The 18,943-nt window shown below is 70.7% G+C and carries 16 protein-coding genes; 7 read left to right on the forward strand and 9 right to left on the reverse strand.

Going from position 1 to position 18,943, the window contains the following annotated elements:
* Positions 1 to 47: 47 nt before the first annotated feature.
* Together ACN6LB_RS30860 and ACN6LB_RS30865 are read right to left on the reverse strand one after the other, a co-directional pair.
* On the reverse strand, positions 48 to 1,991 hold the full coding sequence (locus ACN6LB_RS30860) for a phosphatase PAP2 family protein (RefSeq protein WP_445028731.1): 1,944 nt from the start codon (positions 1,989 to 1,991) through the stop codon (positions 48 to 50).
* A gap of 163 nt (positions 1,992 to 2,154) precedes the next feature.
* A complete protein-coding gene (locus ACN6LB_RS30865; protein WP_445028732.1) occupies positions 2,155 to 3,063 on the reverse strand; it encodes an N-acetylglucosamine kinase in 909 nt (302 codons plus the stop codon).
* Positions 3,064 to 3,369: 306 nt separating this feature from the next.
* Between ACN6LB_RS30865 and ACN6LB_RS30870 the strand changes: the two genes are divergently transcribed.
* From ACN6LB_RS30870 to ACN6LB_RS30895, 6 genes are all read left to right on the forward strand, one after another.
* Complete coding sequence (locus tag ACN6LB_RS30870; protein WP_445028733.1) at positions 3,370 to 4,512, forward strand: ROK family transcriptional regulator; 1,143 nt, start codon at positions 3,370 to 3,372, stop codon at positions 4,510 to 4,512.
* A 275-nt stretch (positions 4,513 to 4,787) separates the two neighbouring features.
* The gene (locus ACN6LB_RS30875; protein WP_445028734.1) at positions 4,788 to 6,110 is read left to right on the forward strand and encodes an extracellular solute-binding protein; all 1,323 of its coding nucleotides are present in this window, start codon (positions 4,788 to 4,790) and stop codon (positions 6,108 to 6,110) included.
* A gap of 122 nt (positions 6,111 to 6,232) precedes the next feature.
* A complete protein-coding gene (locus tag ACN6LB_RS30880; protein ID WP_445028735.1) occupies positions 6,233 to 7,144 on the forward strand; it encodes a carbohydrate ABC transporter permease in 912 nt (303 codons plus the stop codon).
* Positions 7,141 to 8,043, forward strand: coding sequence for a carbohydrate ABC transporter permease (locus ACN6LB_RS30885; RefSeq protein ID WP_445028736.1), 903 nt, complete (start codon positions 7,141 to 7,143; stop codon positions 8,041 to 8,043). The genes ACN6LB_RS30880 and ACN6LB_RS30885 overlap by 4 nt, the downstream gene beginning before the upstream one ends.
* A gap of 2 nt (positions 8,044 to 8,045) precedes the next feature.
* Positions 8,046 to 9,764: a hypothetical protein gene (locus ACN6LB_RS30890; RefSeq protein ID WP_445028737.1), complete on the forward strand. Its 1,719-nt coding sequence runs from the start codon at positions 8,046 to 8,048 to the stop codon at positions 9,762 to 9,764.
* A 70-nt stretch (positions 9,765 to 9,834) separates the two neighbouring features.
* Positions 9,835 to 11,670: a hypothetical protein gene (locus ACN6LB_RS30895; protein WP_445028742.1), complete on the forward strand. Its 1,836-nt coding sequence runs from the start codon at positions 9,835 to 9,837 to the stop codon at positions 11,668 to 11,670.
* Between the two features lie 30 nt (positions 11,671 to 11,700).
* Here the strand turns inward: ACN6LB_RS30895 and ACN6LB_RS30900 are convergent, their stop codons facing one another.
* The 7 genes from ACN6LB_RS30900 to ACN6LB_RS30930 form a co-directional block, all read right to left on the reverse strand.
* Complete coding sequence (locus ACN6LB_RS30900) at positions 11,701 to 12,351, reverse strand: DUF7691 family protein (protein ID WP_445028738.1); 651 nt, start codon at positions 12,349 to 12,351, stop codon at positions 11,701 to 11,703.
* 110 nt (positions 12,352 to 12,461) lie between these two features.
* A complete protein-coding gene (locus ACN6LB_RS30905; RefSeq protein ID WP_445028739.1) occupies positions 12,462 to 13,139 on the reverse strand; it encodes a nucleoside/nucleotide kinase family protein in 678 nt (225 codons plus the stop codon).
* Positions 13,140 to 13,303: 164 nt separating this feature from the next.
* Positions 13,304 to 14,554 carry a serine hydrolase domain-containing protein gene (locus ACN6LB_RS30910; RefSeq protein WP_356142238.1) on the reverse strand — a complete coding sequence of 417 codons (1,251 nt, stop codon included), beginning with the start codon at positions 14,552 to 14,554 and terminating at the stop codon, positions 13,304 to 13,306.
* A gap of 184 nt (positions 14,555 to 14,738) precedes the next feature.
* Positions 14,739 to 16,106 carry a CAP domain-containing protein gene (locus ACN6LB_RS30915; protein WP_445028743.1) on the reverse strand — a complete coding sequence of 456 codons (1,368 nt, stop codon included), beginning with the start codon at positions 16,104 to 16,106 and terminating at the stop codon, positions 14,739 to 14,741.
* Positions 16,107 to 16,194: 88 nt separating this feature from the next.
* Positions 16,195 to 16,512: a YkvA family protein gene (locus ACN6LB_RS30920; RefSeq protein ID WP_356142236.1), complete on the reverse strand. Its 318-nt coding sequence runs from the start codon at positions 16,510 to 16,512 to the stop codon at positions 16,195 to 16,197.
* A 173-nt stretch (positions 16,513 to 16,685) separates the two neighbouring features.
* Positions 16,686 to 17,063, reverse strand: coding sequence for a hypothetical protein (locus ACN6LB_RS30925; RefSeq protein WP_356142234.1), 378 nt, complete (start codon positions 17,061 to 17,063; stop codon positions 16,686 to 16,688).
* A gap of 394 nt (positions 17,064 to 17,457) precedes the next feature.
* Positions 17,458 to 18,405: a MurR/RpiR family transcriptional regulator gene (locus tag ACN6LB_RS30930; RefSeq protein WP_356142232.1), complete on the reverse strand. Its 948-nt coding sequence runs from the start codon at positions 18,403 to 18,405 to the stop codon at positions 17,458 to 17,460.
* 147 nt (positions 18,406 to 18,552) lie between these two features.
* Between ACN6LB_RS30930 and ACN6LB_RS30935 the strand changes: the two genes are divergently transcribed.
* Entirely contained in the window at positions 18,553 to 18,927 is a 375-nt protein-coding gene (locus tag ACN6LB_RS30935) for a hypothetical protein (RefSeq protein WP_356142228.1), read from the forward strand.
* The last annotated feature ends 16 nt before the right edge of the window (positions 18,928 to 18,943 follow it).

The raw sequence follows: 18,943 nt of genomic DNA on the forward strand, positions 1-18,943 counted from the left end.
CCCCCCCCCCCCCCCCCCCCCCGCTGCTGCTCAGGCGACCGGCAGGGTCACCGCTTCACGAGCCGTACGGACAGTCCGTCGCGGGTGTGCACGGGCAGCGCCCGATACCCGTCGCCCTGCACCACGATCTTCCCGAACTGCCCGCGCAGGGAACGCGTCCGGATCACCGGGAGCACGCTGCCCGCGGCCGGTGGACGCCGGGTGTCCAGCCGCAGCGAGAGCACGCTGTCGCGGCCCAGCAGGACCCGCCGCTCCACCGTCAGCGGCGCCGCGCAGCCCGCGCCGAGCGTCACCTCCAGCGTCGCACCTGATGCCTGTGCGTAGGCGCCGCACACCCGCACCGCCGTCGCCGCCCGCAGCACACCGCCCTGGACGCGGACGTCGCCGTGGCCCAGCGCCTCCGCGGAGCCGGCGGTCAGCGCCCCCTCCTCCACGAGCGTGCCGCCCGCGTAGGAGTTGGCCCCCGTCAGGGTCAGCGCCCCGCCGCCGCGCTTGACCAGGCCGCCGCGGCCGGAGATGTCGTTGCGCCAGGTGTCGGCAGCGCTGAAGCCGCCGTCCGCGGCGTCCAGGGTGACGTGCACGTCGGAGTCGAAGGCGCCGTACCCGTCGGCGGCGGCGAACAGGTTGAGGCGCCCCCACTGCTCGGGGCCGTCGAGCAGCACGTACCCGGACGGCAGGGCGGTCGTGCGGAGCACCTCGCGGCGCTGGGCGGCGTCGAGGTAGGGGAGCCGGGTCTCCAGCAGGACTTCGGCGCCCTTGGGCACGGTCAGGTCCTCGCTGCGGCCGTGCCGGGTGAGGACGTACGTCAGCCGGGGCTTGAGCGCGCGGGCGTTGGCGGCCCGGTCGGCGTACGGGTCGGAGTCGAGGCCCGCGGAGTGCGCGTAGGCGTACAGGGTGTCGGCCGTCGTGCCGGTCTGCTGCTGGAAGTACGCGGCCGCCTGGGCGCGTGCGGCGGCCTTGAGGGTCGCGTTGTCGGGGTCGGCGAGCGTGGCGGCCGTCAGGGCGGTGGCCATGACGCGGCCGCCGATGACGTCGACGGTGGAGTGCATGCCCGAGACGATCCGGGTGTGGCTGAGTTCGTAGGCCCGCGCCACCATCTCCTGGAAGCGCTCGGGCACCGCGTACGCGAGCGCCAGCCCCGCCAGGTGGAAGGCGTTGGTGTGGCCGCTGGGGAAGCCGCCGTCGTCGGCCGGGGCCGCGGAGCGCTGGCGCAGCAGTTGCGGAGCGACGACCACCTCGGAGTCGTAGACCGGGAAGCCGAGCGCGTCGGTCGTGCCGGTGTCGACGGCCTCGCTGTCCTCGTTCATGCGCCACGGACGCGGGTAGCGGTAGGCGTACTTGGACGGATTGCCGGAGGCGAAGTTGCCCCGCACGGTGTCGACCAGCTCGGCCACCTTGCCGAGCGCCGAGTCGTGGGCGCCCGCGCCGAGTGCGGATCCGGCGGGAGCGCCGGCCGGCACCGCGTCGTCGATCTTGGTGGCGGGAGTGCCGTCGGGGGCAGTGGTGATCGATGTGACCGCCTTGGCGCCCGCCTTGTAGAGGTCGGCGAGCGGGCCGAGGCCAGCGATCACCGCGTAACTCTGGTGCTGGCGGTCGTAGATGAACGCCTCGCGCGCCTGGGCGTCGGTGCGGGTCGTCGTGATCCGGATGCAGTAGCGCATGTTGGCGCGCAGTACCTCGGGCATCAGCGGGGTGCCCGTGTTCCAGGCGTCGCCGCTCTTCCACACCTTGCTCATACCGCCGAGGACGCGGACCACCGCGTTGGTCTCGGGCGTCTGGTTGGCCATGACGTTCGTCGTGTACTCGTCGACGAACGCCGCCGGGGCGGTGGCGGCCTTGGCGTCGGCGGCGGCCAGCCAGGTGACGGCCGTCGGGGCGGCGAGCACGCCGACCGACACGCCGAAGGAGCTTCTGAGGAACACGCGCCTGTCCAGGGCACGTTCACTGGCACGGGCCGACTGGGTGGACTGCTGCCCGGCTGGTGACGGCATGCGATTGCCTCTCCTGAAGTGTGTGGGGTCCTCTGCGGCCGTGCGGGGCCGGGTGCAGTCGTAGCGGAGCGACCGTGCCCTGGGGGCGAGGACGGGAGTCTTACGAGCGAAGATCTACGGCCGGTTCATGTCGCGGGGGAGAAGGACGAGCGGCACGGCGGTGTCATGGGAGCGAACGCGCGAGCGCCACGGCTCCCTCGACCGGTGGCACGCGCAGCGGTTGCGGGCGTGCCGTCGGCAGGGTCTCGGCCAGTGAGGTCGTGAAGGCGCCGTAGAGGGCGGGTTGGGCGAGTACGGCGCTGCCCGCGACCACGACGTCGTCGACGGCGACCCCGCGTTCGGCGAGCCGCACCACGAGGGCGGCGAGGGAGCGACCGCCTTCGGCGATCACGTCACGGGCGAGCGCTGAACCCGCCTCGGCGGCGGCGAACACCGCCGGAGCGTGCCGGCCCCACTCGGCGGAGAGGTCCGTGGCCCGCTCCAGTGCCGCGCCGAGCGCCGGTACCTCGTCGACGCCGAAGGCGCTGAGCAGGCTCTCGGCGAGCTCGTCGGGTTTGTCGCCGCGGTCGTGCGCCGCCCAGGTGGCCCGTACCGCCTCGCGCACGAGACCGGCCGAACCGCCCTCGTCGCCCAGCACCGCTCCCCAGCCGCCGACCTGGACGGGAGTGCCGTCGGCCAGGCGGCCGACCGCGACGGAACCGGTGCCGGCGACGAGGCCGACGCCCTGATGCAGCCCGGCCGCGGGCACCAGCAGTTCGGCGTCACCCACGACAAGTGCGGGCGCGTCGAAGTGCAGGTGCAGCGCGGTGCGGATCTGGGTGCACTGGCGGGAGGTCTCGCAGGCGTGGCCGCCCACGGCGACGGCGGACGGGCGTGCGCCCGCCGGCAGCGCCCCGGCGACCAGCGCCGCCAGCCAGCCGGCGGCGGTCACGGGGTCGTGCGGCCGCCAGCCGCTGCTCGGGCGGACGTGATCGGCGACGCATGTCTCGCCCGCGAAGGCGCGCAGGTGCGTCTTGGTGCCGCCCACGTCGATGCCCACCACGAGCAGGCGCGAGAGGGGAGTGTCCTGCACGGAACCTCTTTCGTCGTTGCATGGTGCTGCGACGGTGGGCGAACCGTGCCTGAGGGCAGGGGAGTTGAAGCACTAGCGAAGCCCCGGGACGGGCTTCTGAGTGGAGCACGGCAGGCGAGTACCGGCATTCGTTAGGAAGTTAACTAACGAAGTACAGTGCGTGTCAAGAGGCATCGCACACCCGGCCACCGAGCGGTCCCACCGGGCCGCCGGGGGCGGAGAATCGCGACGCCAGGGCATCCCATCGCCGCATCCCGCGGAGCCGATCGATCCGGGAGCGCGGCCCTCGACCTGTGTGGGAGAACTGTGGAACACGATGTGGCGAACGCGCCCCGCTTGACCGAGAGCGCGAGCGCGGTGTTCGCCGTGCTGGCGGGCGCGGGCAGGGCGACCCGGCCGCAGCTCGCGAGCCTGGCCGGCCTGTCCAAACCGACGGTGTCCTCCGCTGTGGCGGAGCTGGAGAGCGCCCGGCTCGCCGCCCACTCCGGCACCGCCTCCAGCGGCACGGGCCGCACCGCCGCCGTATACCGTCTCGGGCCGGCCGCCGGTGCGGTCCTCGCCGTCGACCTCGGCCCCGCCCTCACCCGGGTGCGTGTCTGCGCCCTGGACGGCACGCTGCTCGCCCAGGCCGACGGCTCCCGGGAGGACTCGGCCGACGTGGTGCGCGAGGCCCTCGACGCGCTGCCCGCCTCGGCACCGCTGCGCACCATCGTCGTGGCGGTCGGTGACGTCACCGCGCAGCGGGAGGGCACCGCGATGCGCCCCGCGACGGCCAAGGCCGGTCCCGTCTTCGACGCCATGGCCGTCGCGCTGCCGCCGGGTGTTCCCGTCCACCTGGAGAACAACGTCAACTGCGCCGCGCTCGCCGAGCTGCACGAGGGCGCCGCCCGTGGTCACCACACCTTCGGCTATCTGCGGATCGGCGTGGGCATCGGCCTGGGCATCGTGGTCGGAGGCCGGGTGCTGCGCGGAGCCAACGGTGCGGCCGGAGAGCTGGCCAGGCTGCCCTACCCGTGGGACGACGGCCGTGAGCCGCGCCACGAGGCCCTGGAGGAGTACATCGGCGCACGCTCGCTCCTGCGCCGGACCGCCGAGGCCTGGCCGGACGCCGACGGGCCCTGCCCGCGCACCGCCGAGCGGCTCTTCGCACTCGCCGGGGAGGGCCGGGCCACGGCCCGCGCCGTCGTCGGCCGGCATGCCACGGACGTGGGCCGGCTCGCCGCCGCCGTGACCGCCGTGCTGGACCCGGGGCTGATCGTGCTGGGAGGCAGTACCGGCGCATATCCGCAGCTCCTGCCCGGTGTGCGGGCCGAGCTGACCCGGCTGAGCTGGCCCACCGAAGTGGTCAGCAGCACGGTCGGTGATCTCGGCACGGTGGTGGGTGCCGCCCGGCTCGCGGTCGCCCGGGGAGTCCAAACCGTGACCGAGGCCGCGGGGGCGAAGGATTGACGGGTTCCGACTCGGTCTGCCAATGTCCGGACAAGCGCTTTCTAAGTCGGCCGGGACGTCGGCTTGGGTTGGCGTCCCGCCCGTACGCGAAGTACGGCAGCCGCACGAGGGCGTGCTCGTGCGACGACGGCCCTCATGGCCGGGGATCCCACCCGCAAGGAGCGACGCGGCCGGGCGAGGCCGCGCCCCCCGGAAAGCGAAATTTCCTGCAAAATGCACCCGTGCCGCCTCGGTCGGCGCCGTGCTCCGTCTCCCATGACGAAAAGGGATCGAAGATGACTAGTGTGGGTGTGCGGCGCTCTCGCCGACTCGGCCGCGGCGGTATGCGCCGACTGGTTCCCCTCGCTGCCGTGGCCACGGCAGGTGCCCTGCTGCTCTCCGCCTGCGGCTCGGGATCCGACTCCGGCGGGAACTCCAAGTCGCTGACGTTCTGGATCTCCACGGTTCCGGGGCAGGACGCGGGCTGGAAGAAGCTGGTGGCGCAGTACAAGAAGGAAGCCGGCGTCAGCGTCAAGCTCGTCAACATTCCCTACGACGGCTACGCGACGAAGCTGCACAACGCCGCGCAGGCGAACTCCCTGCCCGACGTGGCGGCCGTGCCGGCGCTGGACCCGATCTGGTCGAAGAAGCTGATCGACCTCAGCTCCATCGCCAACAACAAGAGCAACAACATCAACGCCAACTTCCTCGCCAAGGACTCGTCCGGGAAGGTGCTGTCCATCCCCTCGGACGTCACCGCGTCCGGCATGTTCATCAACAAGACGCTGTTCAAGAAGGCCGGTGTCTCCTTCCCGACCTCGCCCCAGAAGACCTGGACCTGGACCGACTTCATCAAGGCGGCGGACAAGGTCCGGGAGAAGACCGGCGCCAAGTACTCCCTGACGTTCGACCAGTCGCCCTCCCGGCTCCGCGCCATGGTGTACGAGCTCGGCGGCAAGTACGTCCACGCGGACTCCTCCGGCAAGTTCTCGGTGGACGCCGCCACCAAGAAGGCCGTGAACACCTTCGTCGGCTGGAACGACGACAAGACCATGCCGAAGTCGGTGTGGACCAGCGGCGCCGACCCGTCGGCCATGTTCCAGAGCGGTGACGTGGTCGCCTACTGGTCCGGCGTGTGGCAGGTTCCCGCCTTCGCGGAGAGCATCAAGAAGTTCGACTGGGCGAGCGTGCCGACCCCCGCCGAGCCGGTGCAGGCCAGCGACGTCAACAGCGGCGGCATGACGGTGGGCTTCAACAACAACGGCGCCGCGGCCACCGCCGCGACGAAGTTCCTGTCCTGGCTGTACGAGCCGGCCCACTACCAGGAGCTGTGTGAGACGTCCGGCTTCCTGCCGGTCGAGAGCGGTCTGAACCCGAAGTACCCCTTCAAGTCCGAGGCGGCGCAGGCGGCGTTCAAGCTGTACAACGAGTCGATCCCGCTCTACGCCCCGATCTCCGGCTACTTCAACGGCGCGCAGACCAACTGGGTGCTGAAGGGCAAGAGCCTCACCGAGGACCCGACCAAGACGGAGCTCGGCAAGGCGATCAACGGCCAGCAGTCGGCCGACAAGGCCCTGCAGAACATCGTGGACGGCTACAACCAGCAGGTCGGCGGCTGAGCGTAGGCCGGCAGGCCCGGGCGGCGGGATCAAGACACCGCCGCCCGGCCTGGCCCTCGCGTAATGCCGGGCTCATGGGGTGAGCCCACAGGAATCCATTCCACCAGCACGGAGTCAGGAAGATGACAAAACGCGCCTCGGCCGTGTCCGCGAGCCCGCCCAGGAGACGCAACAAGTACACCCTTGCGCCGCTCGTCCTCATCGCGGCCAACGTCGTGCTCTTCGCGCTGTTCTTCGTCTGGCCGGCGGTGATCGGGCTCGTCTACTCCTTCACGAACTACACGGGCGTGGGGGCGTTCCAGTACATCGGACTGGACAACTACCACAACCTGTTCGGGGACTCCACCTTCTACGACGCGCTGACCCGGACGCTGCTGTACGCCGTGCTCTTCGTACCGCTGAACTTCGTGGTCTCGCTGCTCGCAGCCAACTTGCTGGTGAGCAAGAACGCCAAGGGCGGGTCGGTCGCGCGCGTCATCTTCTTCATCCCATGGCTGCTGTCGCCCATCGTCGTGGGTGTCCTGTGGCGGTGGATGTTCGGTGAGAACTTCGGACTGGTCAACTACGTCATCGAGAAGTTCGGCGGCAGCGCCGTTCCGTGGCAGTCGAACGCCGACCTGTCGTTGATAGTGGTCGTGATGGCGGCGTCCTGGGCCTGGACGGGCTTCTCGATGCTGCTGTTCATCGCGGCGATCAAGAACGTACCGGTGTCCTACTACGAGGCGGCCTCGCTCGACGGCGCCGGCCCCTGGCGCCAGTTCTTCAGCATCACGCTGCCGAGCATCGCGCCCACCTCGTTCATCGTCATCCTGCTCAACACGATCAACGCGATGAAGGAATACCCGGTGTTCGTCGCCCTCAACAACGGCGGACCCGGCACCTCGAACAACCTGATGGTCCAGTACATCTACGAGACCGGCTTCAAACGGGGCCAGATCGGCTACGCGAGCGCCGCGTCGTTCGTGCTCATGCTCATCCTGATGGCCGTCGCGATCATCCAGCTGATCGTCAACCGACGGGTGGAGAACCGATGACAACCACAGACATGCCGCGCCCCCTCGACGCCGATGCCAAACGGCCCGCCGCCAAGAAGCGGCCCCGCAGGGCGGCCGGCGGCGGGTTCCGGCGGGCGATTGCCCCGACGACGCTGCTGTGGATCATGGCGTGCCTGTACGGGTTTCCGGTGCTGTGGTTCATCCTCAGCTCCCTCAAGCCGTCCAGCGACCTGTTCTCCTATCCGCTGACGCTGGTTCCGCACAACCCCACCCTGTCGGGTTTCAAGGCAGCGTGGGACAGCGCCAACTTCTCCCAGTACTTCATCAACACAGCCATCGTGTGCGTGATCACGACGATCCTCACGGTGGGCGTCAGCTGCTGCACCGGGTACGCGCTGGCCAAGTACGACAACAGATGGCTCAAGGCGTTCTTCATCTGCATCCTGGCCACCACGATGCTGCCGTCCGAGGTCATGCTCGCCCCCGAGTTCCTGGTGGTCCGCAACCTCGGCCTCTACAACTCCTTCGCCGGCATCATCCTCCCGGCCGTGCTCACCGCGACCGGATGCTTCATGTTCCGTCAGTTCTTCCTGACGGTTCCCGACGAACTCGTGGAAGCCGCACGCATCGACGGCGCGCGTGAGCTGGCAATCTTCGCGCGGATCATGGTGCCGCTCTCCCGGCCCATCATGCTGACGCTCGCCATCCTGTCCTTCCAGTGGCGGTGGAACGACTACATCTGGCCGCTGCTGATGCTCAACGACCCGAACAAGTTCACCGTGCAGATCGGCATCCAGAGCATCGTCGGCGCGCAGAACATCAACTGGTCGGTACTGCTCGGCGCCTCGGTCATCTCCATGATCCCGCTGATCCTCGTCTTCCTGGTCTTCCAGCGCTACGTCATGGGCGCCGACATCAACGCCGGACTGAAGGACTGACCGTGCCCACCGCGCTCGACCACGAGTTCGTCCGCGCGGTGGCCCGCGCCGCCGACCGGCAGGCCGCCCCGCCGGCGGCCCGCCCCGACGAGGAACCCGCCGGTGTGCCGCACCGTGGTCTGGCGCGGCGGGTGAAGACCCTGATCGCGGCCTACCGTTCCCCGGACTCGGCACTGCACGGCAGCAGCAGGGCCGTCGCCGCCACGACGACCCACCTGCGCGCCTTGCGGGCCGCGCAGACGGCCTCCGGCCTCTTCGCCGGCGGCGACAACGTGCAGTCGCCGCCGGACTCCGCGTTCACCGTCAACGACGTGTGCGACGCGCACGTCCTCGCCGCGGGCGCGGGGCCGGAACTGCGCGACGTCACGGCCGCGCTCGCCGAGATCGCCGGCGCCGCCTGCGGCAGTCTCCTGACCGGTGGGGTGCACACCCCGAACCACCGCTGGGAGCTGTGCGCGGCGCTGGCCCGGCTGCACCGGTCGTTCCCCGACGACCGGCTGCTCGACCGCGTCGAGGAGTGGCTCTCCGAAGGCGTCGACATCGACGCCGAGGGCCTCTACTCGGAACGGAGCGCCAACTACGCGGCCCACGTGTCCAACCCGTCGCTGCTGCTGCTTGCCGACGTGCTCGGCCGCGCCGACCTGCGGGACGCCGTCGAACGCAACCTCGCCACCACCCTGGACCTCATCAGGCCCGATGGCACGGTGGAGACCCTCCACTCGCGACGGCAGGACCAGAACCACCCGTTCCCGCTGGCGCCCTACCTGCCGCACTACCGCCTGCTCGCGATCCGTACCGGCCGGGGTGACTTCAGCAGGGCGGCGCGGCTGGCGGCCGCCGGCGTCATCGACGACCCCGACCTGCTCGCCGAGACCCTCCTCACGCCGGACCTGTGCCGCACCCTGCCCGCCCCGGCCGCCGAGACCCTTCCGCGCGAGCGCTACATCACCACCGCACACCTCGCCGCACGCGCCTCGGCCACCGCGCACACGGTGGTGTACGGCGGCTCCGACGTGCCCCAGCAGCGGCGCATCCGCTCGGGCCTCGCCTGCAATCCCACCTTCCTGCGGCTGTTCGCCGGAAACGCCGTCCTCGACGCGGTCCGTCTCTCGCGGGGGTTCTTCGACCTGGGCCCGTTCCGCGCCGCCGACATGCAACAGCTCGCCGACACCCGGTACCGGCTCACCGAAACCCTCACGGCCGCCTACTACCAGCCGCTCCCGCCGGACGGGCGACGGGACGATGGTGTCTACCGGATGGCGGACGAGGGTCGCTTCTCGGCCGCGATGGCCTTCCCGGACCGGCCCCGGGACGAGGTCTCGCACACGACCCGCGTCGAGGTGGACCTGAGGGAAGACGGTGCCGACCTGCGGATCGACATCAGCGGACCACGGGTGCCCTGGGCCCTCGAACTGACCTTCCGCCCGGGCGGCGTGCCGGACGGCGCCGTACCGATCGGCGACGGACGCTGGTGCCTGACCACCGAGCCGATGACCTACCGGATCGGCGACGACGAGATCCGGGTCGAGGCCGAGGTCGAGGCAGGCGAACCGCTCGTCGGACCGGACCGCAGCGACGTACTGCGTTACGACCCGGGTCAGGACTACACCGTGGTGGGCGGCACCGATGCGACAGCCGGAAACCGCGTGTACATCGGTGGACACGGCCCGAACACACTGACCGTCGCACTGCGCGCCCGCCGGCCGGTACCCGTCCTGTGACACCGACGACCCACGCCATGGCCACCTCAGGCATGAAGGGCTGATCCCCGTGCACCTCCCGCCCCCTCCCGTGCGCCTTCTCCACCAGCGCGGCCCGCTCCACGACCTGCCCGACAGCCCCGAGGCGTACGACGCCGTCCTCGCCGAAGTCGTCGGGCAGGCCCTGCGGCGGATGACGCCTGAGGGAAACCTCGAACACCCCGACTGCGTCGACGACATCGGGGACACCTCGCTCGGCATCACCTCGCTGCTGGCCCTGGCCGGGCAGCGCATCGGCGACCCGCGGCTGCCGGAGGCGGTGCGCCGCAGCCTCGCCTTCCACCTGCGCGAGCGGGTCTACCGGGAGGACAACCCCGGCTACCCGAACCTGCGCGTCCGCAACTCGCGTCTGCCGTACGCCCGTTACGTCCTTGAGGCGGGCGCGCACCCCATCGGCGACTGGCCGAGCACCGCGTGGGCGCTGCTCCAGGCGGTCAACGTCCTCGACATGACCGACGGCCTGATCGAGGACGACCAGCGTGCGCAGCTGGTGGAGGTGGCGCACGGCTACTGGCGCTGGCTGACCGAGGCGACCTTCTTCAACCCTCAGGAAGCCGGCAACCAGGCGATCGGGTGCGTGGTCGGCGGGCTCATGCTGGCGCGCCATCTGCCGCAACCCGAGGGGAAGTCCGTGCGTGCGCGGGCGCTGGACCTGTACTGCGACGAGATCCGCGCCCACCGGGTCCGCGACCGGGGCGCCCTTCTGCCCCCGGAGCACGGGGGAGCGTACGACAACAACTACGGACCGATCTCCCTATCCTTCCTCGCCCAGGCCCACCGGGTCAGCGGCGAGGAGATCTTCGCCGAGGACGGCGACGCGCTCGCCCGCTACATCGACGCCCGCCTCACCGGCGGCGGCTTCGACAACGGCGGCCCCCGCTACAGCGAGCAGCACTCCGGCTTCGAGTCGGTCCTCGGCCTGCGCTATTTCGGCGCCCGCATCGGCTCCGACCTGGGCCGCTACCGGGGCGACACCCGCTGGGTCCGGCACGCGGTCAAGCCGGACGGCGGGGTCGACGGCCACTTCGCGTGGATGCTGGTCTGGCAGATCCAGGACCCGACACGCTGGCACCGCGTGCCGTCCGCGAAGGCCGCGCGCCACCAACTCCGCGCGGGCACAACCTCGGTGGCTTTCGACAGCCACATGACCCCGTCCCTGATCGAGGCCGGCGGCACGTACTACCTGCCCGCGGCCGTCAACCGCCAGCACGGCTTCGGACCGGTCACCGACGGCTTCCTGCTGTGCCGTCCGATGGGCGAGGTACGCGTACGCGACCTGCGCACCGAAACCCTTGCCGCCAAGCTGGTCACCAAGCCGGTCGTCGGCCGTGACCACGTCCTGCGGCACATCCAGTCCCTGTACGTCACGGACGGCACGACCCTGTGGGTGACGGTCGCCCTGGAACGGCTCGACGGAACGCCGTACCTGCTCGCCGGAATGCCGTACGCCGCCGACGACGGCGACCGGGTACGCCGTACCGCCGACGCCGAGGTGGCCTGTGCGGGCGCCCTGCGGCTGACGCACCCGGGGGAGCAGGGCGTCGACTACTTCGACGCCCGCTCCGAGTCGACCCAGGAACAGGCGGCCTTCGCCCTGGCGGCAGACCCGCGCGGCTACGGCAACCCCGACGAGGGCTGGCGCCGTCTCGTCGCGTCGACGGCCCTCGAAGCGGGCCCCGTTGCGGACGTCCCTGAGGGGCTGAGCGTCTTCGCCGTCCGCTACGGCGAGGCCTCCGACGACCCCTTCACGCCCACGTTCGAGCGCGACGGTGCGGGCCTGACCGTGCGGACGGAGGCCTTCACCGCTCTGATCGGCGACGTGACGGGCGACGCGCACGGGAACCCGGAGCTGACGCTGCGGGGGTGAGAGGCGACGCCCCCCGGACCTTCGGTCCGGTCAGGTGAGCCAGAAGAAGAGCGTGTCCTGGGTGTACCAGTCGATGTTCTTGGTGGCGCGCTCCCACTCGCCGTGCTCGAACTCCAGCTTCTCCGCGAGCTCTTCAACGTCGTACCGGAAGTCCGGATTCATCCGGTCCAGGACGGCGCGGTAGGCGTCGGCGGCCGGCTTGGTCCTGGCCAGCGGCAGGTGGCCGATGGTCGGGTAGCCGTCGATCGCGTACGGGAGGTGGGGGAACTCCGGGGGCGGGCCGTCGTAGAGGAAGCCGTGCGGCAGCAGGTCGGCCGGCACACCGAGGCGTCGCATCTCGTCGTCCACCAGGCCGAAGAAGGTGCTGGGCTTGGAATAGGTGCCCAGGTGGGAGGGGTCGGACGCGTTGTGGTCGATGATGTGCTGCAGCGCGGCGTGGTACGCGTTGCCCGCGCACTGGGCGTCCGAGCGGGTGTGTCCGGCGATGAGGTGATCGAGGGCGTCGGGGATGGACAGGCCCCAGTCGACGCCCTGCCGGTCGAGGTCGTCCTGGCGAGCCCTGGCCTCCCTGCACATGCCGTTGAGGCGGCGCAACTGCTCGTCGGAGAGCGCACCGTTGCTGCCCAGGTAGGCCAGTACATCGGCTTTGTCCGCGGTGGAGTACGAGATGTTGTGACTCATGATCACCAGTCTGCCAAGCGGCACTGACATCGCCCCCGGCAGGCCGACTGCCGTGCGCCGCAGGCGTTCGGCGAAGCCGGTCGCAGGCCGACACCCCCAGGTAGGCGGGGCTATCTTTCGGCCGGCAGGGCGAGGCCCGTGGTCTGCACGACCAGATCCGCCCGTTCGCGGGTCGCGGCGACCAGGTCCGCGTTCCGCTGGTCCGTGCCCAGCGCCCAGGCCACCGCCGTGTCGTGGTCCTTGCCGAACTCCTCGTGGCGGTCGACGAGCCGGCGGATCCGCTCCTCCTCGGCCAGCTCGCAGAACCACACCTCGTCCAACTGCGCCCGGACGCGCGCCCAGGCGCCCTCGCGCAGCAGAAGGTAGTTGCCCTCGGTGATCACCAGCCGCGCGGTGCGCGGTACCGCAATCGCGCCCGCGACCGGCTGCTCCAGGACCCGCTCGAAACCCGGCGCGTACACGATGCCGTCGTCGTCCTCCTCGCGCAGGCGGCGCAGCAACGCGGCGTACCCGGCCGCGTCGAAGGTGTCCGGCGCTCCCTTGCGATCACGCCGGCCCAGCCTGTCCAACTCCACGTCGGCGAGGTGGAAACCGTCCATCGGGACGTGCGCCACCCAAGCCGGGCCGTCGCCGTTCAGCTGCCGGACCAGATGCGCGGCGAGCGTCGTCTTGCCCGCCCCGGGTCCGCCCGCGATCCCGAGGATCGCTCGGTGGCCGGGCCGTACGAGCGCCGCCGCCCGTTCCAGGAGGTCGTCGAAGGTCATGGAACGCGCTTCCTCACTCCGCACTCGGTCGGGGCGGCGTCGAGTCTCGCCGCCAGGGACATTCTCCCCGCAGGTACGGTGCAAGGTCGCGTCGCCGAGGCTGGGCAACCGCGAGCGCGCTGAAACTCTTCCGGACCGGGATGAGGTGCGGCCGCGGGGCAGGCGCCCCGTGGCCGCACCGGACGCGGTCAGTTCAGGGTGATGTTCGGCGCGATGTCCTCGTGCCGCTCCACCGGGGCAGCGACGCGTGCCGCGGCCTTGGCGCTCGTCGGCTTGCCGCAGAACGCCGATTCCAGGGTCTGGGCCATGGTGGTGAGCACGTTGCCGTTGTTGGAGGTGTTGGCGAGCGCGGTGATGCTGCGCTTGCCGTCCTTCGACGTGAAGGCGTACGTGTAGAAGCCCTGCACCGTGCCGGTGTGCCCGTACACGGAGACGCCGCACGACAGGTCACGCCGGCGCAGCCCGAGGCCGTAGCCCTGGGTGCTGTTGACCGTCACCCACTGCTGCATCTGCGTCAGCTGGGCGGCGGACATGAGCTTGCCGCGCATCAGCGAGGAGAAGAAGGTGTCCAGGTCGTGCGTGGTGGAGATGATCGCACCCGCACTCTGGGCCCAGGAGACCGTCTGCTCGGTGGAGTCCACCAGCGGCGCACCGGCCTCGTCCGGGGTGAGGTAGCCGTTGGCATGGCTGCCCGGAATCTGCGTCTTCGGGTGCACGTAGAAGGTGTTGGTCAGCTTCAGCGGCTTGAAGATGCGGTTCTGGTACTCCGTGCGCACGGAGTGGCCGGTGAGCTTCTCGATGAGCATGCCCACGACCACGAAGTTGGTGTTCGAGTACGAATAGGCGGCTCCCGGCGCGTTGTTGAGCGGCTTCTGGAGCGAGAGGTCCACCAGCTGCTGGTAGGTGAAGACCTTGTTGCGAACGGACTCGAAGCCGGGGACCGTCTGGGCGAACATGTCGTCGGTGTAGTCGTACAGGCCGCTGCGGTGGCTCAGCACATGGCGCACGGTGATCCGGTCGTCGGGCAGCAGCCCGGGCAGATACGTGTTCACCGAGGTGTCCAGGTCGATCTTGCCCTCGTCGACCAGTTGCAGCAGCACCACGGCGGAGAAACTCTTGCTGACGCTGCCGACGCGGAACCGGTCGTTCGTGTTCATCGCCCGTCCGGTGGCCCGGTCGGCGACGCCCTCGGCCACCTTGTGGACGGTGCCGTTGTCGTCGATCCGCGCCATCGCGCCAGGGGCTCCCTGCGACATCGCCGTGCGCAGCACCTTGCGCAGCCCCGCGTCGTCGGGCGCCGCCAACTTCGAGGCGGCGACCGGCGTCACGCGGTCGGAGCCACCCGGTGCCGCGTCGGTCGCGGCGTGCGCGGGGGCTGCCAGGAGGGACAACAGAACCGCGCCGAGCGCAGTCCCTGTGCCCACCGTTGCTGAGACCATCTGATTCTTCTCCCCAAGTTCTCTACCGGTGCGGAGGCCTCCGCACATCGCATGCCGCGTTCTCCGGCGGCGACACCATCTCTACGCGCCGGACAAGCACGCAGGTTGCATTGTTCCGGGAGAAAGACGGGAGTTGGGGGAAAAGCCGCCGCTGTGATCACACGCGCCGGGCAGACCGAGGTCGTCAGCCGCCGAAGAGCTGCGTCCAGTACGTGCCCGCCTTGCCGCCGCCCGCGAGGCCGACTCCCAGGTGGGTGAAGTCGGGCTTGAGGATGTTGGCGCGGTGTCCGGGGCTGTTCATCCAGCCGCGCACCACCTCGGCGGGGGAGCGCTGCCCGCAGGCGATGTTCTCCCCGATGGTGCGGCGCGTGCTGCCGGCCGCGGCTGCCCGGTCCCAGGGTTCACGGCCGTCGGGCGAGGTGTGGGAGTAGAAGGCGAGGGCCACCATGTCCGCACTGTGTGCCTGCGCGGCGGTGGTCAGCAGGGGGTCGCCGGACAGGGGAGCCAGTCCCGCCGCCGCTCGTTCGGCGTTGGTCAGCGCGATGACCTCGTTCGCGGCGCGCACCAGACCCGCGGGAGTGAAGGGCTGCGCCCACAGCGCCGTCCAGTACATGTCCCCGGACCGTCCGCCGCTCACGTACGCCCAACCCGCCTGGCTGAACGCGGGGTCGTGCAGGGTGAGTCGTGACCGCTCGGCGGAGAGGCAGTACTCCACGAACTCGCCGGGGGTGCGCGGGCCGGAGACGAGATGCTCGCCGACGGTCAGATACGTGTATCCGCCGGAGGTGATGCGCTGGTACAGGGATGTGCCGTCGGGGCTCTCGGAGTCGAGGCGCCCGTGCGCCGCCATGCCGGTGGCGTGTGCGCGTGCCGCGGCCGCCAGGCGGACATCGAGGGACACGGGCGGTGAACCGGCCCTGGCCCGCGAGGAGTTCACCAGGGCGAGGAGACCGTCCTGAGCATGGGTGCCCTGTTCGCCCGGCACTCCACCGGCGTACGGCAGGCTGCGTCCGTGCGCGTGGGCGGGCTCGCCCCCGTACCCGCGCGGGGGCTCGGCCGCCGGCGGGGCCGCGTCCTCGGTGACGTCGACCCCGAAGTCCCGGGCCAGGCCCGCCAGTCCGTCCGCGTATCCCTGGCCCACGGCGCGCAGCTTCCATGCCGTTCCGCGCCGGTATATCTCGGCGAGCAGCAGTACCGTCTCCTGCTGCGGGCGAGGCGCGGTGAAGCGGGCCAGGACACCGCCGCCGGGGCCGGTGATGTGCACGGTGGGCGCGGGCAGCTGGGCGAGCCGGGCCGACGGGTCGGCCGGGCTGACCACCACGGTGACGCGACTGGCTCCGGCGCGCAGGGCGGGCGGGTCGAGGGTGAGGGTGTCACCGGCGAGCCGGGCCCCGGGCGCGGTGGGCTGGTTGTAGAACACGAAGTCACCGTCGCCGCGCACCTTTCCGCCGTCGTCGGTGATGAGCGCGGACACGTCGAAGGGGCCCGGCACCCTGAGGGTCAGGGTGCCGCCGGGCAGGGGCACATTGCCCCCGGGAACCAGCTCGCTCATGGTGCCGCCCGTCGCCGTGGTGGTCCTCACCGGCCTCCGGCACGGGCACAGGGCGCTTCCTGTCCGCGCCCGACGGGCCGCTGATCGGTCAACGTTCCACTGGCGCGCGGTGGTTCCCGCGGCCGGGAGCCTCGGTCAGCGGGGCGGGGGTGCGCAGGGAGCGCAGCGCCAGCAGCAGTACGCCGATGTCGTCCAGGTACACGGGGTCGGGCAGCAGATCCGTGGGCAGCACGAGATAGAGGACGGCACCCCAGAAGACCCACTTCGGTCCTGAGGGGAGCCCGGCTCGGCGCAGATCGCGGCGGGTACGCACGAGCCGGACCAGGAGGGTGATCGCCACGCCCAGGGCGGCGGCCGCCAGGAGCGCGACGACGATGAGAAGGGCCGTCCATGCCGTGGAATCCATGTGTCCGTCCAGGGCTCTCGTCGGGCAGCTCGGGCTGCGCGGGGTGTTTCTCCCCTACGTGTTCCCGGCGACGCCGTTCCTAGCGCCCCTGTTCGGCTGTTTGCGCCCTACGCGGTACGGCGGGTGCTGCGGCCTGCACCTTCAGCCCCTGCCGTACACGACGTCCACCGGGGTCAGGCGCGCGCGAGGTTGTTGTCGACGAGTGCCTGCGACACCGCTCTGACACTGCGGGCGATGTGCTGGAGCTGCAGCACTTCGGCCGCGTACATCTTGATGGTGTGCTCGATGACCGACTCCGGGACCCCGAGCGAGGGCAACTCGGACCGGGCGGTCTGCAGAGCGGTCCGGGCGACCCGTATCTCGTGCTGGACCTGGATCTGGGCGTGTCGGGCGAGCAGGACGGGGTGCTTGATCAGCGCGGGGTAGCTGGCGTACCGGGCGGGTACCAGCTCGCGCAGCCACCTGGCCGCCGATCGCTCCCAGTCGTAGCTGCCTGGGGCCTTTACCTGGCACGGCCAGTCCGAGGTGATCGGTATGTATGTCAGCGCCATGTTCATCGCTTCCGGGTTACGTCGGCGGTATGGGTCGTGGGGGGAGTCGGGGGCGGCCCCGGTCTAGGGGATTGGCCGGGGCCGCCACCACGGGCGCTTGCGCGGCCCGTCCGAACACCCGAGGCCCTGTGCGGGTAGGAGCGGGAGGCCCCGGGTGACCGTCGGAGATGACCCGGAGGCCTCCGGGTCACGATCCGCGAGAAGTATTTATATATACCGCCGGATACGCAAGGACATGAAAAAATTCATGCGGGAAATGGGGTGAATGATCCCGTGATGCCATGGTGACGGGGGGTGCGGAAGAGGGTGCTCAGGGTGCGTTGTGCGACGCGCAGGTGACGGCGGTGTTGCTCTCGGGACGGCGCCACGGACTCGGCCCCGAGGGGGAGCGGGCTCAGTCCTTGAGGAAGAACTGATGCTGCTCGGCGATCTGCTCGTACTCCTCAAGGCGGTCCTGCGTCCGCTCCGAATCGGCATCGGTCATGGCCTGGAGCAGCGCCGCGGACATGACGACGGGCGCGGCGTAGGAGTCGAAGACGAGACGCGAGCCGGTGCCGATGACGAAGGTGGCGTCCGCCTCCTCCACCAGCGGCCCGAGCGCCAGATCGGTCACGAGAGCCACCTTCAGCCCCGCACTGCGCGCCACCCGCACCGCCGTCAGCGTCTCCTGGGCGTGCCGGGGCAGCGAGAAGGCCAGCAGCCACGAGCCGCCGGCTGCGCGCGACTGGAGGATCGCGTCGTAGGCGACGCTGCCGCCCCGCGTCACCAGCCGCACATCGGGGTGGATGCGGCGGGCGGCGTACGCGAAGTACTCGGCCAGCGAGCAGGAGATGCGCAGCCCCAGCACTGTCAGGGGCGCCGAGAGTGACAGCGCGCGGCCGATCCGGATGACCTGGTCCGGGTCGCCGAAGTCCCGCCGCAGGTTCTCCAGGTTCTCGATCTCGGCGTCCACCGCGGCCTGCAGTTCGTTGCCGTGGTCCTCCGTCTGGGCGCCCGGGCCGCCGGCGAGGGTGCTGAGCGCGATGGACTGGAGCTTCTCCCGTAGCGCGGGGTAACCGCTGAAGCCCATCGCGGACGCGAAACGGGTCACCGAGGGCTGGCTCACCCCGACGCGTTCCGCGAGATCCGTGATCGAGAGGAACGCCGCCTCGGTGATGTTCTCGATCAGGTACTGCGCGATCCGCCGCTGTCCGGGAGAGAGCCTGGGCCCGTCGAACAGCTTCCTGAGCTGGGACGCGGGGGCAGGACCCGCCTCGGCTGCCGAACGGCCCGAGGTGATGGCGGACGCCTGCGCGCGTGCCTGCTGCGGCGATGACACCGGTGCGCCTCCTTCGTGTCCCACGAGGACTCAACATAGCTCACGGTCCGTGCTGACCAGGGGGTGAACGACCACTCGGGGTGCTCGGCGCGAGGCATGCCGACGGCCCGTCCCGAGTGCCCCGGCGCTCGGGGGGTACCCGCGAGTACACAGAGGAGAGGACGGGCCGTGATGAACAATGAGCTGCCTGCGTCGCAGGTTCAGGTGGTGCTCAGCGAGTGCTCCGCGACGGACGCCGGGAACCTTTTCCAGGCCTTGAAGGGGCGGTTCGCCTCGGACCGCGCCGCCGACGAGGAGCCGCACGAGACGAAACAGCGGCGTCCCACCGTTTGGGCCGGGACGTTCGACATGTCACGCCCCGCCGAGCGCGCGGGGACACCGGACGCTCATCTGTCGGGACCCGTGACGGCCGACGTCCAGGGCAGCCCGCACGCGGTGCAGCAGCTGCGCGGGGCCTTGGACGAGTGCTTCACGGTGCACGAGATGGGCATGGACTCGGGTGATCAGGAGGTCGAGGTCCAGCTGCGCCTGGAAGAGAAGGTGTGAGCCGTGGGGGGGGGGG

It is taken from the genome of Streptomyces sp. SAS_270 (assembly GCF_052543295.1).

Bases quoted from the DNA above. Each gene is read 5' to 3' on its own strand.
- ACN6LB_RS30860 (WP_445028731.1), bottom strand. From the start codon at position 1,991: ATGCCGTCACCAGCCGGGCAGCAGTCCACCCAGTCGGCCCGTGCCAGT.
- ACN6LB_RS30875 (WP_445028734.1), top strand. From the start codon at position 4,788: ATGACTAGTGTGGGTGTGCGGCGCTCTCGCCGACTCGGCCGCGGCGGT.
- ACN6LB_RS30880 (WP_445028735.1), top strand. From the start codon at position 6,233: ATGACAAAACGCGCCTCGGCCGTGTCCGCGAGCCCGCCCAGGAGACGC.
- ACN6LB_RS30885 (WP_445028736.1), top strand. From the start codon at position 7,141: ATGACAACCACAGACATGCCGCGCCCCCTCGACGCCGATGCCAAACGG.
- ACN6LB_RS30900 (WP_445028738.1), bottom strand. From the start codon at position 12,351: ATGAGTCACAACATCTCGTACTCCACCGCGGACAAAGCCGATGTACTG.
- ACN6LB_RS30910 (WP_356142238.1), bottom strand. From the start codon at position 14,554: ATGGTCTCAGCAACGGTGGGCACAGGGACTGCGCTCGGCGCGGTTCTG.
- ACN6LB_RS30915 (WP_445028743.1), bottom strand. From the start codon at position 16,106: ATGAGCGAGCTGGTTCCCGGGGGCAATGTGCCCCTGCCCGGCGGCACC.
- ACN6LB_RS30920 (WP_356142236.1), bottom strand. From the start codon at position 16,512: ATGGATTCCACGGCATGGACGGCCCTTCTCATCGTCGTCGCGCTCCTG.
- ACN6LB_RS30925 (WP_356142234.1), bottom strand. From the start codon at position 17,063: ATGGCGCTGACATACATACCGATCACCTCGGACTGGCCGTGCCAGGTA.
- ACN6LB_RS30935 (WP_356142228.1), top strand. From the start codon at position 18,553: ATGAACAATGAGCTGCCTGCGTCGCAGGTTCAGGTGGTGCTCAGCGAG.